Origin of the sequence: Streptococcus oralis (assembly GCF_015561235.1) — a bacterium.
In the GTDB taxonomy this organism is placed as follows: domain Bacteria; phylum Bacillota; class Bacilli; order Lactobacillales; family Streptococcaceae; genus Streptococcus; species Streptococcus oralis_BK.
Genome location: NZ_JADMTC010000005.1, coordinates 1 through 21924 on the forward strand (window position 1 = coordinate 1; position 21924 = coordinate 21924).

The following is a 21924-nucleotide window of genomic DNA, read 5'->3' on the forward strand; positions in this document are numbered from 1 at the left end:
ACCATAGTCCGTACGGGATTCGAACCCGTGTTACCGCCGTGAAAAGGCGGTGTCTTAACCCCTTGACCAACGGACCTTGAGCTTTTCAACTCTTTCTATTATATCTACTTTTCCTACTTTGTCAAGATCTTTTTTTACATTCTACAACAAAATTTTTAATTTCTATCTAATTGTTCTCTTTTCTTGTTTTAAAATTTGAGAGTATTTCTTGTTCTTTATTTCCATATGTTGGTGGGGCTGGATTCCATAAATAAGCACGATGTTCAAGAGCAAATTTCACTTCCGAATAATTAATCTTATCATAGTTTTCATAATCTATATTAGCTAAGTATTTTTCAACAATAATTTCATAAATAATAAAATCTTCGAATTTTTCATAAATAGATCTGTATTTGACACTGTCTTTATCCATGAATGTATTGAATATATATGCTTCAACGGAAAATTCTGTAGAAACTTTTTCTTTTTTTGGTTCAGAAATCATACACCTTAATATCCCTCTTAACTCGGAGTATATGTTTTTACTACTCCCAACTTGTATGCAAATTTGTGTCATATCTGAATTATCGTTATCCAAGTCTCTCTTTTTCCGCGCAAACATTGCCCACAATTTTTTCTCGTCACTTGACACCCCTTTTATCAATTTTCTTATATTTTCATTTCTTAAATCTGAGAATTTACAAATTTCTTTTAAATAGTCATATTTATTTAGATTTTCTTCTACTGACATTTTACATACTCCTCTATACTCTATCACTGCTATATAATAATTTTCCTATGCTAGTTAATTATCCATTATACCTTTTTTGTTTTGATTCGTTTATAATTTTTAGGTCCTAGAACTTCTATGCTTTTCTCTTAACCAACTTCACGACCGCCTCTGTCCGTGCAGTGTGGGGAAACATATCGACCGACTGGATATACTGGAGATCATAGACTTTTACTAGTTTAACTAAATCTCGCGCCAAGGTTGAAACATTGCAGGATACATAGACCATTTTTTCTGGAACATAGGTCAGAATGGTATCCAGTAGCTTATCATCTAAGCCTGTACGAGGAGGGTCGACTATCAGGGCATCCGCTCGGTAGCCTTCTTTATACCAGCGTGGAATAATCTCTTCTGCTGTCCCCGCTTCGTAATGGGTATTGTCAAATCCCATTTTTTGAGCATTTCGCTTAGCATCTTCTATGGCTTCTGGAATAATATCCATCCCTCTGAGACTCTTGACCTTATTTGCGAAGGCGAATCCGATTGTCCCAACACCGCAATATGCATCAATCAGATGATCCTCTTCGCTGACATCCAGAGCCTTAACTGCTTCACTATAGAGAATTTCTGTCTGCTCAGGATTAAGCTGATAAAAAGCTCGGGGCGAGAGAGAAAACTCATAGTCAAGTACTCCTTCTTGAATACTCTCTTGGCCCCAGATAATTTCCGTCTTTTCACCATAGATTTCACTTGTTTTTGCTGTATTTGTATTGACTGCAACTGTGACGACTTCTGGAAAATCCTTGACTAGGTCTTTGACTAGTTGATTCAAATTTAGCTGGCGATTCGTGACGATGATTATCTGGACTTGTCCTGTTTTTCTTGCTCGACGTACCATGATGGTGCGAACGCCGAGCGTTTTTCTCTCATCGGTGATGGGGATTTGATGGTAAGTAAGAAGTTCAGCTAGGCGATTCGCAATTGTCTGGGTTTCCTTATCTTGCACCAAGCAGTCTTTCAACTCTACGAGATAATGAGAGTTTTGCGCATACAAACCTGCCTTGACCTGATTTTTAAATTTTCGAGTCTGGAATTGAAGCTTAGCACGGTAGTACTTTGGTTCCTGCATTCCGATAGTTGGACGGATTTCATAGTTTTCATATCCTGCAGGAGCAAATTTTTTCAGGGCTTGATGGAGCAGATCCGTTTTAAACTCTAACTGTTTATCATAGTGGAGGTGCATGATTTGGCAACCACCACATTCATTATAAATGGTACAAGCTGGCACGACTCGAAATTTAGACTTCTTATTAACCTTTAGCAATTTGGCTTCGACAAAGTTACGTTTAATAGAAGTAATCTGACAATAGATATCTTCTCCTTTGAGGGCGCCAGGCACAAAAACGAGGGTTTTCTGGTAGAAACCGATTCCCTCACCATTGATACCCATCCGCTTGATTTTTAAAGGTATTTTTTGTTTGACTTTCAGATTCATACCCCTATCTTATCACATTTTAAGGTATAATAGAACTATGAAAATCACAAAACTTGAAAAGAAAAAACGCCTCTACCTGATGGAGCTAGATCATCAGCAAACCTCTTATATCACGGAAGATACTATTGTCCGTTTTATGCTGTCTAGAGATAAGGTCATTAGCAAAGAGGAACTGACCAAGATACAGGGCTTTGCTCAGTTTTCTTATGGTAAGAACCTCGCTCTCTACCATTTATCCTTCAAGGCTCGTACTGAAAAGGAAGTGAGAGAGTATCTGAAAAAGTATGATATTGATGAAACAATCACTAGTCAGGTTATCGCTAACCTTAAAGAAGACAACTGGATAAATGATCGTCAGTATGTCTACTCTATTATCAACGCAAATCAACTTTCTGGAGATAAGGGACCTTATGTGCTAGCTCAAAAACTGTCTCAAAAAGGGATTGTCAAATCAACGATTGAAGAGGTTTTAAAGGATTTTGATTTTTCAGAGGTTGCTCAACGTGTGGCGGAGAAACTTCTTAAAAAATACATGGGAAAGCTTCCCGCTCGTGCCTTGCAGGATAAGATCATTCAAAGCTTGACGAACAAAGGCTTCTCCTATTCTGATGCTAAAAATGCTTTTGATGACTTGGATAGTCAAGTCGGCCAAGAAACGACTCAAGAACTTATTTTTAAAGAGCTAGACAAACAATATGCTAAGTATGCTCGAAAGTATGAAGGATACGAACTTAAACAGCGTTTAACCCAAGTTTTAGCTCGAAAAGGCTATGATTTTTCGGATATAGCAAGCGCTCTCAGAGAATATCTTTAACATTTTCAGGTAAAATTCAAAAAAATTAGACCAATTTATGATATAATAGTAGACGATAAACTTATAAATTGTAGAAAGTTGGTTAGTTATGAAACTTCCAAAAGAAGGCGACTTTATTACAATTCAAAGTTATAAGCATGATGGGAGTCTCCACCGTACTTGGCGAGACACCATGGTACTAAAAACAACAGAGAACGCTATTATCGGCGTCAACGACCACACACTTGTTACCGAAAGTGACGGTCGTCGTTGGGTGACTCGAGAACCGGCTATTGTTTACTTTCACAAAAAATATTGGTTTAATATCATTGCCATGATTCGTGATAATGGGATTTCCTACTATTGCAATATGGCAAGTCCTTACTATCTCGATGAAGAAGCCCTGAAATACATTGATTATGATTTGGATGTCAAGGTCTTCACTGATGGTGAAAAGCGTCTCTTGGACGTTGAAGAGTATGAGCGCCATAAACGCAAAATGAAGTATTCTGATGATTTAGACTATATTTTGAAAGAGCATGTTAAAATTCTTGTTGATTGGATCAACAATGGACGCGGTCCTTTCTCAGAGGCCTATGTCAACATTTGGTACAAACGCTACATAGAACTAAAGAATCGGTAAAGTTGTCAAACCGGGGTGAGAGCCCTGGTTTTTTAATTTGAAAAACCCAGCCTGGAAGCTGGGTTAATTGCTATATATCTAATTTAGTGACAGTAAATTTGATGTGGGAATAGTCTTTTTCAACATCCTTATCCAGCAAGAAAGCTGTGGCATCCTTCTTAACCTGAACAAGATCAATGTTCTGAGCTTGAGCTGCATAGACGCATCCACAATAGCATTGACGATAGATATCATACTCCTCACACATCTCCACTGAACGTTTGTAGCCTTGATTTTTCTTGAAATCACTTGGAAGATAGTGGGTGGTATAAATCTTTTGCACATCGATTCCGATGCTGTTGATGGTTTGAGAATTCTTGTGGGGACTGATGGTCAAGGCTGAACCAAAGTAGTCAAAGCCCAAGTCCATAGCTACCTGTGCTGTTTTATCCAGACGGTAGTCAAAACAAACCTTGCAACGGTCACCACCTTCGGGTTCTTCTTCCAGTCCTCTGACTAACTTCCGGTATTCATTTGGTTCGTAGGGAGCTTCAAGGTACTGAACCGTATTGCCTGTTCGATCATTGAAATCACTGACAAATTTCTTGGTGACGTAAGCCCGCTTGTGGTATTCTGCCTTGGGATGGATATTGGAATTGGCAAAATAGATGGTCACATCAGCGTACTTGGTCAGATACTCTAGGGTGTAGGTACTACAAGGAGCACAGCAAACATGCATGAGAATAGTGGGACGTTGCTCATTTTTCTCCCATACTTGTACCATCTTCTGCATGACACGGTCATAATTAATCTTCTGATTGGGATTCATCTTGCTCAGAATTTCTTCTACATCGATCATGTTCTTCTCCTTTTTCTAGTCTTATTTTATCATATAAGTTAGGAGAGCTCAAATCAATTTTAGAAGAGAAAACCATAAAAGGAGGGATTATGTTCCCTCCTTTTGTGTTTTTTATAAGTTGCTTTTACATCATCCCGCCCATCATGCTTGGATCCATTGCTGGAGCTGGGGCTGCTGGTTCTGGTTTATTGGCTACGACTGCTTCTGTTGTTAAAATCAAGCTAGCTACAGAGGCTGCATTTTGAAGGGCAGAACGACTAACCTTAACTGGGTCAATGATTCCTTCTTCAATCATATTAACCCACTCGCCAGTTGCTGCGTTGAAGCCTGTACCAACTTCAGCATTTTTCAAACGGTCAATAACAATAGAACCTTCGAATCCTGCATTGTGGGCGATTTGACGAACAGGTTCTTCCAAGGCACGGAGAACAATATTACGTCCTGTCGCTTCATCTCCTGTCAATTCCAAATCAGCTACGGCTGGAATAACATTTACAAGAGCTGTTCCACCACCTGCAACGATTCCTTCTTCAACGGCTGCACGAGTAGCATTGAGGGCATCTTCAATGCGGAGTTTCATTTCTTTCAACTCAGTTTCAGTTGCAGCTCCGACCTTGATGACTGCGACACCACCTGACAATTTTGCCAAGCGTTCTTGGAGTTTTTCACGGTCGAATTCAGAAGTTGTGGTTTCGATTTGTGACTTGATAACCGCAACACGGTGAGAAATAGCTTCAGGATTTCCAGCACCTTCTACGATAACCGTGCTGTCTTTGTCCACAGTTACTCTCGCTGCTTGACCAAGCGCCTCAATAGTAGCATCTTTCAACTCAAGACCAAGATCTTCTGTGATAACAGTTCCACCTGTCAAAATAGCGATGTCTTCAAGCATGGCTTTACGACGGTCACCAAAGCCAGGAGCTTTGACAGCAACGACATTGAAAGTTCCTCGAATCTTGTTCAATACAAGGGTTGGAAGAGCTTCGCCATCTACATCATCCGCAATAATCAAGAGTGGACGATTGCTTTGAAGAATGCTTTCTAGAAGTGGCAAGATTTCTTGGATATTTGAAATCTTCTTGTCGGTAATCAAAATGTATGGATTTTCAAGGTCAGCCACCATTTTTTCACTATCTGTCACCATGTACTGTGAAAGGTAACCACGGTCAAACTGCATTCCTTCCACGACTTCGAGCTCTGTTTCCATGCCACGTGACTCTTCAATGGTGATGACTCCATCTTTGCCAACTTTTTCCATGGCTTCAGAAATGTATTCACCGACTTTCTCAGAACGAGAAGATACGGCAGCAACCTGAGCAATGGCTTCTTTGTTGGCAACTGGAATGGCATCGTTCTTCAAAGCTTCTACTGCTGCGGCAACCGCTGCTTCAATCCCACGACGAATGCCGATTGGATTAGCACCTGCAGTAACGTTTTTGATTCCTTCGCGGACGATAGCTTGGGTCAAGACAGTTGCAGTTGTCGTTCCGTCACCTGCGATATCATTGGTTTTTGAAGCTACTTCTGATACCAATTTGGCACCCATATTTTCAAAATGGTCTTCCAACTCGATTTCTTTGGCAATGGTCACCCCGTCATTGGTAATCAATGGTGAGCCAAATGATTTTTCAAGAACAACGTTGCGACCTTTTGGTCCCAAGGTTACTTTGACAGTGTCTGCAAGGATATCGACACCACGGACCATAGCTGAACGAGCATCAGATGAAAATTTAATTTCTTTTGACATACTTACTTTCTCCTTCTATTCTTCAATGATAGCCAAGATGTTAGCTTCGCCAACGATGATGTACTTTTCATCGCCATCTTTGACATCAATACCAGCGTGGGCTTCAACTAAGACACGGTCTCCAGCCTTAACGCTTGGAGCAACCAAGTCACCGTTCAAGGTACGAACCCCTTGTCCAGTAGCTACAACTTGGGCTGTTTTTGTTTTTTCTTGGGCTGAGCCCGCAAGGACAAAGCCTCCAACAGTTTGTTCTTTTTCTTCGATTTTCAAGACCACACGGTCTCCTAATGGTTTCAACATCTGTTTTCCTCCATGATAAACTACATATTATTAGCACTCTTTATATATGAGTGCTAATTTATAGTTCTATTGTATCACTTGGTCAGAAATAGTCAAGAAAAAAGTCTGACTTTGGCAAGATAAAAAGTCTGAGACCAACTCAGACTTTTCAATGTTTATGCTCAAAGATCAAACTAGGAAGCTAGCCGCAGGTTGCTCAAAACAGTGTTTTGAGGTTGTAGATAAGATTGACCAAGTCAGTTACCTATACCTACGGCAAGGTGAAACTGACGTGGTTTGAAGAGATTTTCGAAGAGTATTAAAATGGCAATTCCTCCTCTTCCAAGACCAAATCTGCCAAATCCTGTCCAGCGTTATTTTCACGCATAGCACGTTGGGCGCGGCTTTCCAAAAGTTGGAATCCTGTGGCAAGGACTTCAGTCACATAGTTCATCTGGCCATTTTTCTCAAAGCGACGAGTACGAAGTTCTCCATCCACAGAGATAAGACTACCTTTAGTTGCGTAGCTTGCCAAGGTTTCAGCCAATTTTCCCCAAAGAACCAGATTGACAAAGTCAGCTTCACGTTCACCGTTTTGGTCTTTGTAACGACGATTCACAGCGATAGTTGCTCGCGCTACTGACTTGTCATTGTTGGTTTTGTGCAATTCTGGTGTAGACGTTAAACGTCCAATAAGAATAACTTTATTATACATATTTTCTTCCTCCTACTTATCTATTCGCAAGGAATCAAAAAAAGTTACAAAAATTTGTAACTTTTCGAGAAAATTTTTTATTTTTTATGCACCATGAAACCTGTCGCCTGTTGATTGGCCATAATGGTCATATCTGTAATCTGCATACGACGAGGCTGACTGGTCACATAGACCACTGTATCTGCAATATCCTGAGCTTGCAGGGCCTCAATTCCCTGATAGACGGTTGCAGCACGCTCTTTGTCACCGTGGAAACGAACTGTAGAGAAATCTGTTTCGACAATCCCTGGCTGAATGGTGGTCACCTTGATATCCGTTGCGATGGTATCAATTCGCAGACCATCTGAAAAAGTCTTAACCGCTGCTTTGGTGGCTGAGTAAACAGCTGCCCCAGCATAGGCATAGATTCCTGCGGTCGATCCCATGTTGATAATATGACCCTGATTTGCTTTTACCATTTCTGGCAAGAAACAGCGAGTAACTGCCATCAAACCCTTGACGTTGGTATCCAACATGGTCAGCATATCCAACTCTTCGTAGTCTTGATAGGGAGCCAAGCCAAGAGCTAGTCCGGCATTATTGACCAAGATATCAATCTGACCTATCGTTTCTAGAATATCGGAACAGACAGTCTTGACCATGGTCATATCCGTCACATCTAGTGAAAAGGTCCAAACTGTTTGATTTGGAAAAGTTTCTGCAAACTCTGACTTGAGGGCCTCTAGTCTGTCTGTCCGTCGCCCTGTTAGAACGACATTCTCCCCCTGATCCAGATAAGCACGCGCAATCGCTTCACCGATTCCTGAAGTCGCTCCTGTAATTACTACATTTTTTGCCATCTTATCCCCCTCTATCTGGTCTATCAAATACTGACAATTTCCTAGGCAGTCCAGTGTTTGGCTGGGTCAAATGGAGTTCCGACAACTTGGTCTTCTGATAATTCAATAACCCCACGTTTTTGCGGAGCATTTGGCAAATGCAATTCACGAGGGCTACACATCATGCCAAAACTCTTTTCACCGCGAAGCTCGCCTGGAAAAATGAGGTTGCCTTTTGGCATCATCGCTCCAGGAAGAGCAACAATGGTTTTCAATCCGACACGCGCATTGGGAGCCCCTGCAACGATTTGCACTGTCTTATCACTTGCGACTGCAACTTGGCAGATGTTGAGGTGGTCACTATCTGGATGGGCTACCATCTCGACAATCTCACCGACAACAAACTTAGGTTCCTTGTCATTGACAATTTCTTCTGTAAATCCTTCCGCTCGCAACTCTTGGTTTAAACGAGCGACTTGCTCATCTGTCAAAAAGACTTGACCGCGCTCTGTGATTTCAAACAAACTTGAAAGGTCGAAAATATTCCAAGCCACTGTTTCTCCATTTTCTTTGAAGAAAACACGGGCTACCTTGCCTTTGCGCTCCACGTCTAGTTTGGCATCTCCGCTGTTTTTCACGATGACCATAAGGACATCGCCAGCATGCTCTTTATTATATGTAAAAATCATTCTTTTCTCCTATTTCAGTTCTGCTAAAAAGTCGTTAATTTGTTGCTTGCTTTTACGGTCACGATTGACAAATCGGCCGATTTCCTTGTCCTTTTCTAGCACAACAAGACTAGGAATGCCGTACACATCCCAGAGTTTAGCCAGATCCAGATACTGGTCTCGGTCCACTCGAATAAAGGTGAACTCTGGATTGGTCTCCTCAATCTCTGGCAAGGCTGGATAGATATAACGACAATCGCCACACCAGTCCGCCACAAAAAGGAAGACCTTCTTGCCATCTTGCTCTACAAAACCTGCTAGTTCTTCTATACTATTGGGAGTAATCATAAGACTTCCTCCTCATAGACTAGGTCTTCATTTTCATAGACAAAGGTATAGTGACGACCATCCTCGAAAATGACTCCTCCGACGAGTCGCTCTAGACTACTTTCGTAGACTTGAACATAGAGAGTCGCAATCTCACCCATATCTGAGAAAAGTTCGCGCACGATAGCGGTCAACTCTTCTTGAGTCTTCATAAGTTTGTGGTTATCTGCTGCTTTTTTAGCCCCTAAAGCAAGGGCACTTAGACCAGCCACAGTCAAGCCAGTCATCCATAATTTCTTAGCTTTCATACCATTCATTGTAACACAAAAAGGGCTCTAGGACAAATAGGGAAGCCGTATACGAGCAAGGCATTTAAAAACCTCTGAGATTATTCTCAGAGATTAGAAGATAACTAGTTACTATTTTCAACCGCTGCAGTAACAAATGCAGTGTAGAGTTCTTCTGGACGGTTTGGACGACTGGAAAGTTCAGGGTGATACTGACAAGCCACAAAGAATTTATTTTCAGGAATTTCCACGATTTCTACCAAACGATTGTCTGGAGAAACTCCTGAGAAGACAAATCCTGCTGCTTCAAACTGTTCACGAAAGGCGTTGTTAAACTCATAACGGTGACGGTGACGGCGTTGCACCACTTCTTGATTATGGTAAGCAGCTGCTGCCTTAGAACCACGTTTCAACTTAGATGGATAAAGTCCCAAACGAAGGGTTCCACCCATATCCTCAACATCAACTTGGTCACGCATAATATCAATGATAGGGTATTTTGTATCTGGTGCAAGTTCTGCAGAATTGGCACCTTCAAGACCCAAAACGTGACGAGCAAACTCGATACAAGTCAACTGCATTCCCAAGCAGACTCCCAACATTGGGACATCATTCTCACGCGCATAGCGGATGGCTTGAATTTTTCCTTCCGTACCACGTTGGCCAAAACCTCCTGGTACGATGATTCCGTCCGCATCAGACAAGAGCTCTGCCACATTCTCTGCCGTCACATCATTGGCATTGATCCAATTAATCTTCACTTCTGCGTCGTTGGCATAACCAGAGTGTTTCAAAGCTTCAACCACTGAGATGTAGGCATCTTGCAACTCCACATACTTACCAACAAGGGAAATCTTGACTTGTTTTTTCAGGTTCATGACCTTATCCACCATAGCTGACCACTCTGTCATATCCGCTGCTGGTGCGTCTAGTTTCAAATGGTCACAAACAATTTGGTCCATGCCTTGTGCCTGCAAGTTCAATGGAATTTGGTAAAGGTGTTCAACATCCAAAGATTCAATAACAGCTTCTGGAGCTACGTCACAAAACTGAGCTAGTTTGTTTTTAATTCCTTGACCAGCTGGTTTCTCGGTACGGATGACCAACATATTTGGCTGGATTCCCAAACCACGCAATTCTTTTACAGAATGCTGAGTAGGCTTGGTCTTCATCTCACCAGCAGCCTTGAGGTAAGGAAGCAAGGTTGTATGGATGTACATGACATTATCTGCACCCACATCTGCCTTCATCTGACGAAGGGCCTCTAGAAATGGCAAGGACTCAATATCCCCAACGGTTCCACCAACCTCTGTGATAATGACATCAGAGTCTGTCGTTAGAGCGGCACGCTTGATTTTTTCTTTCAAAGCATCTGTAATATGAGGAATGACTTGAACAGTTGCCCCAAGGTATTCTCCACGGCGCTCCTTACGAAGAACTTCACTGTAAATTTTACCAGTTGTCACGTTGGAATATTTGTTGAGATTGATATCGATGAAACGTTCATAGTGACCCAAGTCCAAATCTGTCTCAGCCCCATCATCTGTCACAAAGACTTCCCCGTGCTGGTAAGGACTCATAGTTCCCGGGTCGATATTGATATAAGGGTCAAATTTTTGAATGGTTACTTTGAGACCACGATTTTTCAAGAGACGTCCCAGACTTGCTGCGACAATCCCCTTCCCAATAGACGATACCACACCACCAGTTACAAAAATATATTTCGTAGACATAGATTCCTCTTCCTAAAATGCTCAAGGCCTTGTTAACTACGAGGGGAAATAGAAAACAAGACCCTTATAAATAACGACTTTTCAAGAAAAACTTCCTGAAAAAACAAAAATAGCTCCCTAGTAACTAGGGAGCCCCGACCTCTAAAAGAGGTGCCCGAACAATATAATACCTCAAAGCAGAACATTTGTCAACCCGAATGGGTAAAACATGAAAAAAGGAGATTGTTTTCAGAAAACCAACCAAAGATCCGCATCCAAACGGATGACCTGCTCAAGCAACAAAAAAGGAGATCTTACGATCTCCTCTGTGAAGTCTTTTACTCTTCTTCACTCGTTTCAGCGTCATCGTCTGAAAACTCGTCGTCTTCTTCGTTGAGATCCACGTCTTCACCCAAGTCATCCGGAGCGATTTCGTTGATTTCTGCATCGTAAGCTTCCACTTCATTTTTCTCATCATCTGGATTTTCATCATCATATGAAAGGGCTGGATCTGCTTCGTATGCATCTTCGTCTTCTGGATCATCTGCATTGTAGTCAATGGCATCTGAATCGCCATCCATGAAGGCATTGACACGTTTTTTCTTAGCTTTTGGTGCTACTTCATCATCGTCACTTTCTTCAAGAGCGATGATTTCTTCATCAATTTCGTCCACACCATACCATGAACGAAGACCCCATTTGTTGTCTCCAAGAGAGATGAAGCTACCGTCAAAGTTCAACTCTGTGTAGAACAAAGGCAAGGCCTCACGGATATCGCTGTTTGATGTTCCAAGATAGTTTTGAATTTCGTTTACAAGATCGCTAAAATGCATCTCATGATCGCGACCACGAAGTTCCAAGATAGCACGCGCTACCTCAATCATAGATAGTTCACTTTTTTCTTGCCCAGCAAATACTTCTAATTCCAAAGCGTTTCTCCTCATTTTTACTACTATCGCCAGAGCAGACAGACTCTGACCTCATTTTATCATGTACTCTTTATTGTACGATAATTTTGCGGAATAGTCAAAGGTTAAATGGGAGAAAGTGACAGGACTTTTTATTTCTTTGCTACCCAACCGATGGCATCGTGAGGTGGGTTTTCGGTATCAATCCAGATGAATTCGTTGCAGTTATATATGAAAATTAAGATACAATATCGTACTTCTAAGAGCGGTTCGAACTTGTAGAATTAGCTACTTTCTAAATTGTTTAATCGTCACTCAATTTACTAAGATCAATTTTAGTCTCATCTTTTTTATCATCCGATACGTCTACAAAGTTTTTAGAAAGATATCCTAAATAATCACCAAAATCTGGAAATAGTGTGTGTGAAAAGTAACCATATTCTCCCAACTTACGAATTAATTCATCTTGTATTACTTTATAATATTTTTCTTTAAAATCTTGGGCTTTCAGACTTTCTTTAACGGCTTTAATATTTGCTTTTGAGTATTTTTGGGTAGGTTTTAAATTTTCTGATAATGTACCTCCCATAATATCATCAAGTGTTTTTTCACCTTTTCGTACTTTCTCTATATCTTCTTTAGAAAAAAAATATCCTTCTTCTTTAACTTTAGAAATTAATTCCTCTTCATTTTTTAAAAGTTCTTCCGTTTCTTTTTTAGAGAACTCTATTGTAATCGATACTCTTGGGATTCTTCGAAACTCGTCACTGATTTTTATTTCATCTTTAGTAAAGTGAGTATATTTACTCAATTTATCATAATTTATGAATGCACCATGTTGAGCTCTAATTCTTTGATTATCATGTCCTTTTCTAACAAATGTTAACAAACTACTCTTAGAATGTTCCTCTATACTCATTTTAAACGCTTCAAATTTTGGTTCTTTAATGATTCTATTTCCAGAATTTGATAAAAATAATAGAGCAACGAATGGGCTATCTGTAATATCCAAAAGACTGGTTGGAAGTTCATAATGTTGTAATTTAGCCAACTGATCTGCTCTAGCATCTAAATCTTCATCGATAGAATAATATTCGACCCTATCGGGATATTCTTGACTCACTTGCTTATATAGTTGCTCAAAGAGTTCATAATAGAATTTACTATCCTTATTAACCTTTTTTCTAAATAAGGCAGGAATCGTTGGCCACGACTCAGTCTGGCCCCTAAAAAAATTATACTCACACTGCTCTAATTTAGAAATCAATTCTTTAAGTAAATAAAAAATTGACCAGTGATTTCCTTTTTCATTGTAACCAGCATTAGTACCTGATTTTTTTAATTTTGTATTCAACTCTGACACAAAACTATTAATCTCTTCATCCGCTCCCTTAGAATATAATGAAACAATCTTATAGCAAAATGGACCATACTTAGAATCTTCATTTTGATTATCTATAGAATTCGTTGCACCAAGTTTTATAGTTATATCAGTGTCATTATAAATCTGGCTATTTAGCTTTTTTATAGTATCTTCGGTACTTTTTCCACAAAAGAATGATCCTAAGCTATCATAAAACATTTGATTATTACTTGTCATAATTTTAGTATGTAATTACTCCCAAATTTTGTAAACGAAATGTTGTAGCTTGTTTTGAGGTTCTCATCATTGATGATAAACTATCGATAAATTCATCGACATTAGCATTTACTAACTGTTCATCAGTCAGATTATTATCTTGTTGAAATTTAGTAATACAACGAGCAATTAGTTTTTTTGGCATTAGTAATTCAGCGGCAAATTGGTTTGCAGAACGTTCTTTAGCAATATCAACAGTTGCAATGTCTTCTGGATTCTTTAATCTATTAGAAATGCCACTATGATTTAAAGCATAATGTCCTATCTCATGTGCAATAGTGAATCTTTGTCGAACATCAGGCTCCATTGAATTGAGATAGATAACTCTATTCTCGCTATCAATCTGACCAGAATGATTATGATAAAATCCTTTTTGTACACTAATATTTAATGCATTTAGAATCTTATCTAAATCAATAAAATAATCATCTTTACTAATTTCAATAGTTTTCATAGCTATTTTTTCTTTTTCGCTTAAACCAATTAAATCCGTTTCAAAAAAATCTCTCGGAAACAATTCTTCCAATCTTCTTATTCCCATTACATTATATCTCCAAGTCAATATCTAATATAAACCTTTCTACAATTTTACTATTAATATATTCGTAAAATACGTAGAAAATGGATTCTCCCTCTATTATACCAAAAACCCCAGCAAATTGCCGAGGTTTATAACTTATTTCACCAACTTCTTCATCTCATCAATACGTGCTACGGTCGCATCATATTTGGCTTGGTAGTCGGCTTGTTTGTCGCGTTCTTTTTGGACGACTTCTGATTTGGCATTGGCTACGAAGCGTTCGTTAGAGAGCTTCTTACCGACCATATCCAGTTCTTTTTGCCATTTAGCTAGTTCCTTGTCGAGACGAGCCAATTCTTCTTCGACATTGAGGAGGTCTGCCAGTGGCAAGTAGATTTCTGCTCCTGTGATGACGCTTGACATAGCAAGTTCAGGTGCAGGGATGTTTGATGCGATTTCCAAGTGTTCTGGATTTGTGAAGCGTTTGATGTAGTTGACATTGTTGTTAAAGAAGGCTTCTAAGTCGTTATCGCTTGTCTTAACAAGAATCGTGATTGGCTTGCTTGGTGCAACGTTTACTTCTGCACGCGCATTACGTACTGCACGGATCAAGTCTTTGAGACTTTCTACACCAGTGTGGGCTGCAAGATCTTCAAAGGCTGGGTTGACAGTTGGGTACTCCGCTGTCACGATAGAGCCTTCTGAGATTTGCCCAAAGATTTCCTCTGTCACGAATGGCATGATTGGGTGAAGGAGACGAAGGATCTTGTCCAAGGTGTAAAGGAGAACAGAACGTGTGATGACTTTCTCTTCTTCATTATCGCTATAAAGGACTTCCTTAGTCAACTCAACATACCAGTCCGCAAACTCGTCCCAGATGAAGTTGTAGAGAATGTGTCCAGCCACACCAAACTCAAACTTGTCAAAGTTTTCAGTAACTTTGCCAATCGTTCCGTTGAGGTTGTGGAGAATCCAGCGGTCAGTAACATTTCCAGCTTCCTTGTTTGCAACTTTTTCCACATTGGCAGTTGCTTGCTCAAGAGTCAAACCTTCATTGTTCATGAGGATGTAGCGAGAGATGTTCCAAATCTTGTTAATGAAGTTCCATGACGCATCCATTTTCTCGTAAGAGAAGCGCACGTCTTGCCCTGGTGCAGAACCGTTTGAAAGGAACCAACGAAGGCTATCTGTTCCGTACTTATCAATAACATCCATTGGATCAATCCCGTTACCGAGAGATTTCGACATCTTGCGTCCTTGCTCATCACGAATGAGACCATGAATCAAGGCATTTTTGAATGGCGACTTGCCAGTAAATTCCAAACCTTGGAAAATCATCCGAGACACCCAGAACGGAATAATATCATAACCAGTCACCAAAGTTGATGTTGGATAATAACGTTTAAAGTCTTCTGAGTCGACATCAGGCCAGCCCATGGTTGAGAATGGCCAAAGGGCAGAACTGAACCAGGTATCCAAGACATCTTCGTCCTGAGTCCAACCATCACCTTCTGGAGCTTCTTCACCGACGTACATTTCACCCTCAGCATTGTACCAAGCAGGGATTTGGTGACCCCACCAGAGCTGACGAGAGATTACCCAGTCATGAACATTTTCCATCCATTGGAGGAAGGTATCGTTGAAACGAGGGGGGTAGAATTCTACCTTATCATCAGTGTCTTGGTTGGCAATGGCATTCTTCGCCAATTGGTCCATCTTAACGAACCATTGCGTAGACAAGCGTGGCTCAACTACAACACCTGTACGCTCTGAATGACCAACACTGTGGACACGTTTTTCGACTTTAACGAGGGCACCGATTTCTTCCAACTTAGCCACGACTGCCTTACGAGCTTCAAAGCGATCCATGCCTGCAAATTCGAAGGCCAAGTCGTTCATAGTTCCGTCGTCGTTCATGACGTTAACTTGTGGCAAGTTATGACGTTGACCAACCAAGAAGTCGTTTGGATCGTGGGCAGGTGTGATTTTCACAACACCCGTACCAAACTCAGGGTCTGCGTGCTCATCTCCAACGATTGGAATCAATTTATTAGCGATAGGAAGGACGACGTTTTTACCAATCAAGTCCTTGTAGCGTGGGTCTTCTGGATTGACCGCAACCGCAACGTCCCCAAACATGGTCTCAGGACGAGTTGTCGCAACTTCAAGGGCGCGTGAACCATCTTCCAGCATGTAGTTCATGTGGTAGAAGGCACCTTCGACATCCTTGTGGATTACCTCAATATCAGAAAGTGCTGTGCGAGCAGCTGGGTCCCAGTTGATGATAAACTCACCACGGTAGATCCAGCCTTTCTTGTAAAGTTCAACAAAAACCTTGCGGACGGCTTTTGACAAGCCTTCGTCAAGAGTGAAACGCTCACGAGAGTAGTCTACAGAGAGCCCCATCTTGCCCCATTGTTCCTTGATAGTAGTGGCATACTCGTCTTTCCATTCCCAGACCTTATCCAGGAATTTTTCACGACCTAGGTCATAACGGCTAATGCCTTCACCACGCAAGCGCTCCTCAACCTTAGCCTGAGTAGCAATACCAGCGTGGTCCATCCCTGGAAGCCAAAGCGTATCAAAGCCTTGCATGCGTTTTTGACGGATGATGATATCTTGCAAAGTCGTATCCCAAGCGTGACCAAGGTGGAGTTTCCCAGTTACGTTTGGTGGTGGAATCACGATTGAATAAGGCTTAGCCTTTTGATCGCCTGAAGGCTTGAAAACATCCGCATCAAGCCATTTTTGGTAACGACCAGCCTCAACCTCGGCTGGATTGTATTTAGGTGAAAGTTCTTTAGACATGTGTGTGTCCTTTCTCTATTGTATTCATTTTATCTTGAATCTGCTTAACAACTTCTTCTGCAGACAGATTCGTATTATTTATTTTAAGGTAGTGGTACAACTCGTTCGGTTGATGTTGGGAATTTAATTGAAGTGTTTCAGCAGTCTCCAAAATTTCTCTTTCAGATACCTCAATATGTCGTTTTAAGGGTTTGTGCTTTAATCGATTCTCCGTTCGATTTCGATGTAAGCGCTCTTCAAGACTTGTTTCCAACTCCACAAAAAGAATCTCTTGATGATAGTCATCCAACAAATCCTGAATTTGCTTCAAATACAGCAGCTGGTACTGATTTGAAAAATCAATTACGTCTGTTAAAATCACAGATCGCTGATTCCTAGCACTTGCTCCAAGGAAAGAAAAGGTAATTCCACGAACAAATTCCCACATTTCCTCTGTATATTCCTGATAGATTTCTAGTGCAAAATCAATGGCTTGATGGTTATAAAAGAGGGTAGCATTTGTCTTTCGAGATAGTTCTTGCCCAATCGTCATTTTTCCTGAAGCTGGAGCGCCAATGATGAAAAGATGCATTAAATCACCTCCCAATCACTCCTCAGCAAGTCGTATCTCAAATCATCACAGCGATTTCCTTGGGCATCTTTGCGGTCTCTTATGCGAGCTTCGAGGGTAAAGCCAAGTTTCTCTGCAACTCGTTGACTTTGAAGGTTATTACCAAAGCAAGTCAGTTCAATCTCGTGAAGATCAAGTTCTTTAAAAGCTAGGTTAATCAAGGCACGCGCTGCCTCTGGAACATAACCTAGACCCCAATAGTCTGGGTGCAAGGTATAGCCAATCTCCAGCACATCGTCTTCGTGTCGATGAGGAAAATCAACAGAGCCGATGATTGTATCAGTTCCTTTGACCACAATGCCGTAACCAGCTGGGAGATTGTCCTTTTCACTGCGTTCGGGAAGAATATGCTCCAGATAATAAATCTCATCTTCCAAGGTCTTGACGGGCGGAAAGCCTGCTGGGTAGGAAACTTCTGGCCTACTGGCATAGTCAAAGATATCCACAACATCAGCCACGGTACGGACTCGTAAAACAAGCCGTTCGGTTTCTAAACGTTCTGGCAACTCTGCTCTTGTCATCCTTCTACCTCGCTTTCTACAAAAAATCGCCCCTGCCATATCCATGACAGGGACGAATGTGCTTATCCGCGGTACCACCCAATTTCGGGCAGATGCCCGCAACTCTCGTCTTTAAAACAAAAAGACATTTTTATTTCAATTTTTCATCCATCAGCAACCAGTTTTGACACATTTGTGGACTTCTCAGCGCCGCCACTTTCTGTAAAATGTGGGATCCAAAACACCTCTAATGGCTCTATTGTAGCAAGTTTTTCTCGGAAATGCAAGGCTCAAGAAAGATTACTTGAAGCTGATTCCGTGCTCTTTTAATTTCTTGATGGTAGCTGGGCCGATTCCTTTCAAGGCAAGGAGTTCTTTTTCAGTCCAATTTTTAAAGTCAGCAGCCGACTTGATCCCTTCATCATAGAAAGTCTTAGCACGATCTACTGAGAGGCCACCCAAAGTAGCTGCGAAATCTTCTACTGAATTGGCTACTTTTTGAGCTTGTTCCTTAGTCGCTTCTACTGCTTGTTCCACTTTTTTAGAGACAACTTTTCCTGCTTCGCTGGCAGATTCTTCTGCGTGTTTCACGACTTTCTTGGTATCTTCGACAACCTTAGTCACTGTAGTTGAAAATGCACCTGAACGACGAAGGCTATTTCGCAATTGTTTTTTACGTTGGAGTTTCTTTGACATGATAAAATCCTTTCAATAAAAAATCCCTGCTCTGACAAGGATTTAATAAAGATATTCTATCAAGATTTTGGGAAAAAATCAAGAAAGTATCTGAATTTTAATAGTTTCGCTCACCAAACAAGCCCTCTGGCAAATCATGAAATCCCTTGCCTGCCTTGAAATTTTCAAACTTACCAAGCAAGAACTGGTAGGCATCCAAACGGCTCTCGTAGCGAATCATGGCATCTTTGGCACGCTCGTCTTGGTCTTCTTCGTAGACTTTTTGACTTTCCTTGTGTGCCATGTCGTTGATCATGATCTGGGTATTAACCCAGGCCTCAAATTCCTTCATAAATTCCTGTTCGTAACTCATTGATTCTCCTTATTCTAATTCACGGAAATAGTCCGTATCAATCTCTCGGTAGGGCTGGATATCCTGAACATACTCTAGCACGCCTTGGAATTCCCCGTTTTCATCGTGTACCGCAGCATAGGTGATGTGGACAAACTTGCCTCGCGACTCTGACTTGAACCACATCTCATACTTGTCCTTGACCCCTTCACGAAGACCTTTCATAACAGCCTTCACCTTGTCTAGGTACTTGGGCGGGTGGCAGAGTTCTACATTGCGCCCGACTTGGGACGGCGTCCGTTTAAAAATCATCTCATCAGCCGGCGCATTGTCATTGTAATACTGGAAAATATCGTCTTTATTGACAAAGGTGATCTCCATAGGGAGGTGATTGAGGATGAGGTTGGCCTGCTCGACGGAGAGATAGCCATTGCCAAAAGCCTGTTGACTATGACGGTCCAGCACCGCTTCCTTTTCCTTAGGGGTAAAGGTAATGGTAAACTGACCTTCAGGCGTATCAATAACTTGCTGAACTTGACCTTCAGCCGTATCTAGTTGCACGGACTCCTCTGCACTCTTTTCCTCGATAAAGTTTTGACGCTCTGGAACCCATTTCTCAGACGGACGGATGATGGCATAGCCATAAGCATCACTCTCCTCCGCAATCTGAATCCAGTCATCCTGAGTGAAAGACTCAAGAAGAATCATGAGAAGGATAGACTCTTCCTTAAAAATCATACTTTCAAACTCTGTCGCAAAAGCTTCAAAAGTTTCCTTTACAGTGCTAATTGGAACTTCTGGTAGTGCCTTAGCCGTCGCTAGAGCTGTCTGAAAGAGTTCCCTGATCTGATCATCCACTCCCCACATGACCTTAGGGGGTGAATCATGACCATAGCGCTCCATGATGGGGAAAAAGAGCTCTTCCTTGCGTTGGTAGTGAATATCAAATTGCCCCAAAAGCCCCATTTGACGAACCAAACCCTTACGCATCTCTGCCATCATTTCCTCGTCTTCCATAGACTCATAGGTATCTAACAATCTCCGAATGCGAATCAATGCTGCACGGAGAGCCAGATTTTCATCCTTGAAGACGCGAACGGGGTGACCTGGATGCTCAGTATCCTCTACTTCGACACCCTTAACAGCATTTTTAAAAAGATTGGCATGGACATCGCAGAGTTCCATGACATCTTCAAAGGTGACACCCGAGTCTGAGTTCATCAGCTCGTGCTCCATGAGGGAAATCTCAATGGCCGACACACCTGTAAAGGTCGCATCAAAGCGCTCTTGAACCGACTCAGGAGAAGCGCCATTGTGCAATTCTAACAAAATATCCCGTAGGATATGAATCCGTTCATCTGCCATTAGGCCAATCCAATCACTTCGTAGCCATTTGCTTCCAGCGTGCGGACAATCTTGTCCATAGGAGTTCCTTCAAGCTTAGAACCCTGCTTAAGCGATACTTTGCGACCGACTGTGTTGCGCATCAAGGGATTAGCAAGAGGTTTAAACCCCAGCTCCACTAAGATTTCCAAGACTTCTGGATGCTTGTCCACCACTTCTGCAACGGGAATTGACACATCGATGATATTGTACATGACGACCTCCATGTATGTTCTAATACTCAATGAAAATCAAAGAGCAAACTAGGAAGCTAGCCGCAGGCTGTACTTAAGTACGGCAAGGTGAAGCTGACGTGGTTTGAATTTGATTTTCGAAGAGTATAAAATGATTTTACTGCTTATATTATACCATATGGGAAGAGATTAAAAAACTAGTAGTGAAGTTCCTACTAGTTTCTTTCATTTCAAGTTATTCTTTATCCTCTGGTTTTGCGAGCCACTGGGCCACATCCATCAACTTATCAGCAAGAAATAACTTCCCTAGACCAACAACAAGATTGTCATCTTTTTCATCGTTTTCATCACTTTTAAACCTTGCATCGTAAAAAAGTAATTCCCGTAAGTTTTAGCTAGAGTTTTTATAAGTCCCATATTATCTTTCCCCGTTTAACTACACTTTCAAAATATTAACGATACCAGTCTTGCTGGCTATTTCTATGAAATCGTTATATCTTACTCTTCCCAATTACTATAATATCATACAAGCTGAATTTTATAAAGCTTTTTAATAATGTTTAACTCTAAGAAGATCCCCCCAGCATGTTTTATACTCAATAAAAATCAAAGAGCAAACTAGGAAGCTAGCCGCAGGTTGCTCAAAGCACTGCTTTGAGGTTGTAGATAAGACTGACGAAGTCAGCTCAAAACACTGTTTTGAGGTTGCAGATAGAACTGACGAAGTCAGTAACCATACCTACGGCAAGGCGACGCTGACGTGGTTTGAAGAGATTTTCGAAGAGTATTATAGTCATTTACCTATCAAAAAAGAGGGTTCCCCCTCCTTCTTAGTTCTTATCCAGATTGCGTAGCATCTCGTCAATCTTGTTTCCATACTCGATGGACTCGTCTTTGACGAAGGTCAAATCTGGAATTTTGTACAATTTCAAATTGCGACCAAGTTCACGTTTGATGGTCCCAGTTGCTTTTTCAAGCCCGATTTGAGCTTTTTGGTTATCCGAAGCAAGGTTACTCAAAATAGTGTAGTAAACTTTGGCAACGGATAGGTCACCCAGCATCTGAACATCTGTAATGGTCACACCTTGAACACGCGGATCACGGACTTTCTTTTGCAAAATCTCATTGACTTCGCGCTTGATTTCCATGCCTACACGATCCGTACGGAAATGATTTGCCATGATATTCCTTTCTCTACTTTGAACCAAAAGCTAGGCCAGCAGACCTAGCTATTTTCTAATAGATAGAGGAACTAGAGCCATTTGAATCTAGGAAACAAGCCTTTGATAGAACTGAAGTTCATC

The 21924-nt window shown here is 41.2% G+C and carries 24 protein-coding genes, 1 tRNA gene and 1 pseudogene; 2 read left to right on the forward strand and 24 right to left on the reverse strand.

The genetic code is table 11. The annotated features are described in order from the left end of the window. Positions 1 to 4: 4 nt before the first annotated feature. The 3 genes from I2H52_RS09155 to rlmD all read right to left on the reverse strand — a co-directional run bounded on the left by I2H52_RS09155 (position 5) and on the right by rlmD (position 2204). A tRNA-Glu gene (locus I2H52_RS09155) sits at positions 5 to 76 on the reverse strand. 90 nt (positions 77 to 166) lie between these two features. Then, positions 167 to 730 (reverse strand): hypothetical protein, encoded by a 564-nt coding sequence (locus I2H52_RS09160; protein ID WP_084939581.1) that lies wholly within the window; start codon positions 728 to 730, stop codon positions 167 to 169. A 115-nt stretch (positions 731 to 845) separates the two neighbouring features. After that, entirely contained in the window at positions 846 to 2204 is a 1359-nt protein-coding gene (rlmD, locus tag I2H52_RS09165; RefSeq protein ID WP_195595077.1) for a 23S rRNA (uracil(1939)-C(5))-methyltransferase RlmD, read from the reverse strand. A 37-nt stretch (positions 2205 to 2241) separates the two neighbouring features. Here rlmD and recX point away from each other — a divergent pair, with 37 nt between their 5' ends. Both recX and I2H52_RS09175 read left to right on the forward strand, forming a co-directional pair. Then, positions 2242 to 3018, forward strand: coding sequence for a recombination regulator RecX (gene recX, locus I2H52_RS09170; protein WP_000705078.1), 777 nt, complete (start codon positions 2242 to 2244; stop codon positions 3016 to 3018). Between the two features lie 88 nt (positions 3019 to 3106). Next, on the forward strand, positions 3107 to 3640 hold the full coding sequence (locus I2H52_RS09175) for a DUF402 domain-containing protein (protein ID WP_000775318.1): 534 nt from the start codon (positions 3107 to 3109) through the stop codon (positions 3638 to 3640). A gap of 70 nt (positions 3641 to 3710) precedes the next feature. Here the strand turns inward: I2H52_RS09175 and I2H52_RS09180 are convergent, their stop codons facing one another. The 21 genes and pseudogenes from I2H52_RS09180 to rbfA form a co-directional block, all read right to left on the reverse strand. After that, positions 3711 to 4478, reverse strand: a complete 768-nt coding sequence (locus I2H52_RS09180; RefSeq protein WP_195595078.1) for an epoxyqueuosine reductase QueH — start codon at positions 4476 to 4478, stop codon at positions 3711 to 3713. 124 nt (positions 4479 to 4602) lie between these two features. Next, positions 4603 to 6225, reverse strand: coding sequence for a chaperonin GroEL (groL, locus tag I2H52_RS09185; protein WP_045618138.1), 1623 nt, complete (start codon positions 6223 to 6225; stop codon positions 4603 to 4605). A gap of 15 nt (positions 6226 to 6240) precedes the next feature. After that, positions 6241 to 6525, reverse strand: coding sequence for a co-chaperone GroES (groES, locus tag I2H52_RS09190; RefSeq protein WP_000917320.1), 285 nt, complete (start codon positions 6523 to 6525; stop codon positions 6241 to 6243). 298 nt (positions 6526 to 6823) lie between these two features. Beyond that, positions 6824 to 7219, reverse strand: a complete 396-nt coding sequence (locus I2H52_RS09195) for a single-stranded DNA-binding protein (protein ID WP_000282436.1) — start codon at positions 7217 to 7219, stop codon at positions 6824 to 6826. A gap of 77 nt (positions 7220 to 7296) precedes the next feature. Next, a complete protein-coding gene (locus tag I2H52_RS09200; protein WP_045618136.1) occupies positions 7297 to 8058 on the reverse strand; it encodes an SDR family NAD(P)-dependent oxidoreductase in 762 nt (253 codons plus the stop codon). Positions 8059 to 8099: 41 nt separating this feature from the next. Continuing rightward, positions 8100 to 8726: a YtpR family tRNA-binding protein gene (ytpR, locus tag I2H52_RS09205; RefSeq protein WP_195595080.1), complete on the reverse strand. Its 627-nt coding sequence runs from the start codon at positions 8724 to 8726 to the stop codon at positions 8100 to 8102. Between the two features lie 9 nt (positions 8727 to 8735). Continuing rightward, a complete protein-coding gene (locus I2H52_RS09210; protein WP_045618132.1) occupies positions 8736 to 9053 on the reverse strand; it encodes a thioredoxin family protein in 318 nt (105 codons plus the stop codon). Continuing rightward, positions 9050 to 9349 carry a DUF4651 domain-containing protein gene (locus I2H52_RS09215; protein ID WP_002875970.1) on the reverse strand — a complete coding sequence of 100 codons (300 nt, stop codon included), beginning with the start codon at positions 9347 to 9349 and terminating at the stop codon, positions 9050 to 9052. Before I2H52_RS09215 ends, I2H52_RS09210 begins: the two co-directional genes overlap by 4 nt. 95 nt (positions 9350 to 9444) lie before the next feature. Then, on the reverse strand, positions 9445 to 11052 hold the full coding sequence (locus tag I2H52_RS09220) for a CTP synthase (protein ID WP_000105253.1): 1608 nt from the start codon (positions 11050 to 11052) through the stop codon (positions 9445 to 9447). Positions 11053 to 11369: 317 nt separating this feature from the next. Next, entirely contained in the window at positions 11370 to 11960 is a 591-nt protein-coding gene (gene rpoE, locus I2H52_RS09225; protein ID WP_000418415.1) for a DNA-directed RNA polymerase subunit delta, read from the reverse strand. Positions 11961 to 12243: 283 nt separating this feature from the next. Continuing rightward, positions 12244 to 13521: an FRG domain-containing protein gene (locus tag I2H52_RS09230; RefSeq protein ID WP_229104557.1), complete on the reverse strand. Its 1278-nt coding sequence runs from the start codon at positions 13519 to 13521 to the stop codon at positions 12244 to 12246. 22 nt (positions 13522 to 13543) lie between these two features. Continuing rightward, complete coding sequence (locus tag I2H52_RS09235; RefSeq protein ID WP_045618128.1) at positions 13544 to 14119, reverse strand: ImmA/IrrE family metallo-endopeptidase; 576 nt, start codon at positions 14117 to 14119, stop codon at positions 13544 to 13546. Positions 14120 to 14254: 135 nt separating this feature from the next. Continuing rightward, positions 14255 to 16906 (reverse strand): valine--tRNA ligase, encoded by a 2652-nt coding sequence (locus I2H52_RS09240; protein ID WP_195595084.1) that lies wholly within the window; start codon positions 16904 to 16906, stop codon positions 14255 to 14257. Next, positions 16899 to 17477, reverse strand: a complete 579-nt coding sequence (locus I2H52_RS09245) for an AAA family ATPase (RefSeq protein ID WP_057489403.1) — start codon at positions 17475 to 17477, stop codon at positions 16899 to 16901. Before I2H52_RS09245 ends, I2H52_RS09240 begins: the two co-directional genes overlap by 8 nt. Further along, on the reverse strand, positions 17477 to 18037 hold the full coding sequence (locus I2H52_RS09250; protein ID WP_057489402.1) for a GNAT family N-acetyltransferase: 561 nt from the start codon (positions 18035 to 18037) through the stop codon (positions 17477 to 17479). Before I2H52_RS09250 ends, I2H52_RS09245 begins: the two co-directional genes overlap by 1 nt. Before the next feature lie 279 nt (positions 18038 to 18316). Further along, a complete protein-coding gene (locus I2H52_RS09255; protein WP_057489401.1) occupies positions 18317 to 18712 on the reverse strand; it encodes a helix-hairpin-helix domain-containing protein in 396 nt (131 codons plus the stop codon). Positions 18713 to 18809: 97 nt separating this feature from the next. After that, on the reverse strand, positions 18810 to 19064 hold the full coding sequence (locus I2H52_RS09260; protein ID WP_000119707.1) for a DUF1912 family protein: 255 nt from the start codon (positions 19062 to 19064) through the stop codon (positions 18810 to 18812). A 9-nt stretch (positions 19065 to 19073) separates the two neighbouring features. Further along, positions 19074 to 20408: a DUF438 domain-containing protein gene (locus I2H52_RS09265; protein WP_057489400.1), complete on the reverse strand. Its 1335-nt coding sequence runs from the start codon at positions 20406 to 20408 to the stop codon at positions 19074 to 19076. After that, the gene (locus I2H52_RS09270; protein WP_057489399.1) at positions 20408 to 20641 is read right to left on the reverse strand and encodes a DUF1858 domain-containing protein; all 234 of its coding nucleotides are present in this window, start codon (positions 20639 to 20641) and stop codon (positions 20408 to 20410) included. The genes I2H52_RS09265 and I2H52_RS09270 overlap by 1 nt, the downstream gene beginning before the upstream one ends. Positions 20642 to 20855: 214 nt before the next feature. Beyond that, a pseudogene (locus I2H52_RS09275) lies at positions 20856 to 21037 on the reverse strand (hypothetical protein). 413 nt (positions 21038 to 21450) lie between these two features. Next, positions 21451 to 21801: a 30S ribosome-binding factor RbfA gene (rbfA, locus tag I2H52_RS09280; protein WP_001273601.1), complete on the reverse strand. Its 351-nt coding sequence runs from the start codon at positions 21799 to 21801 to the stop codon at positions 21451 to 21453. Positions 21802 to 21924: the final 123 nt, after the last annotated feature.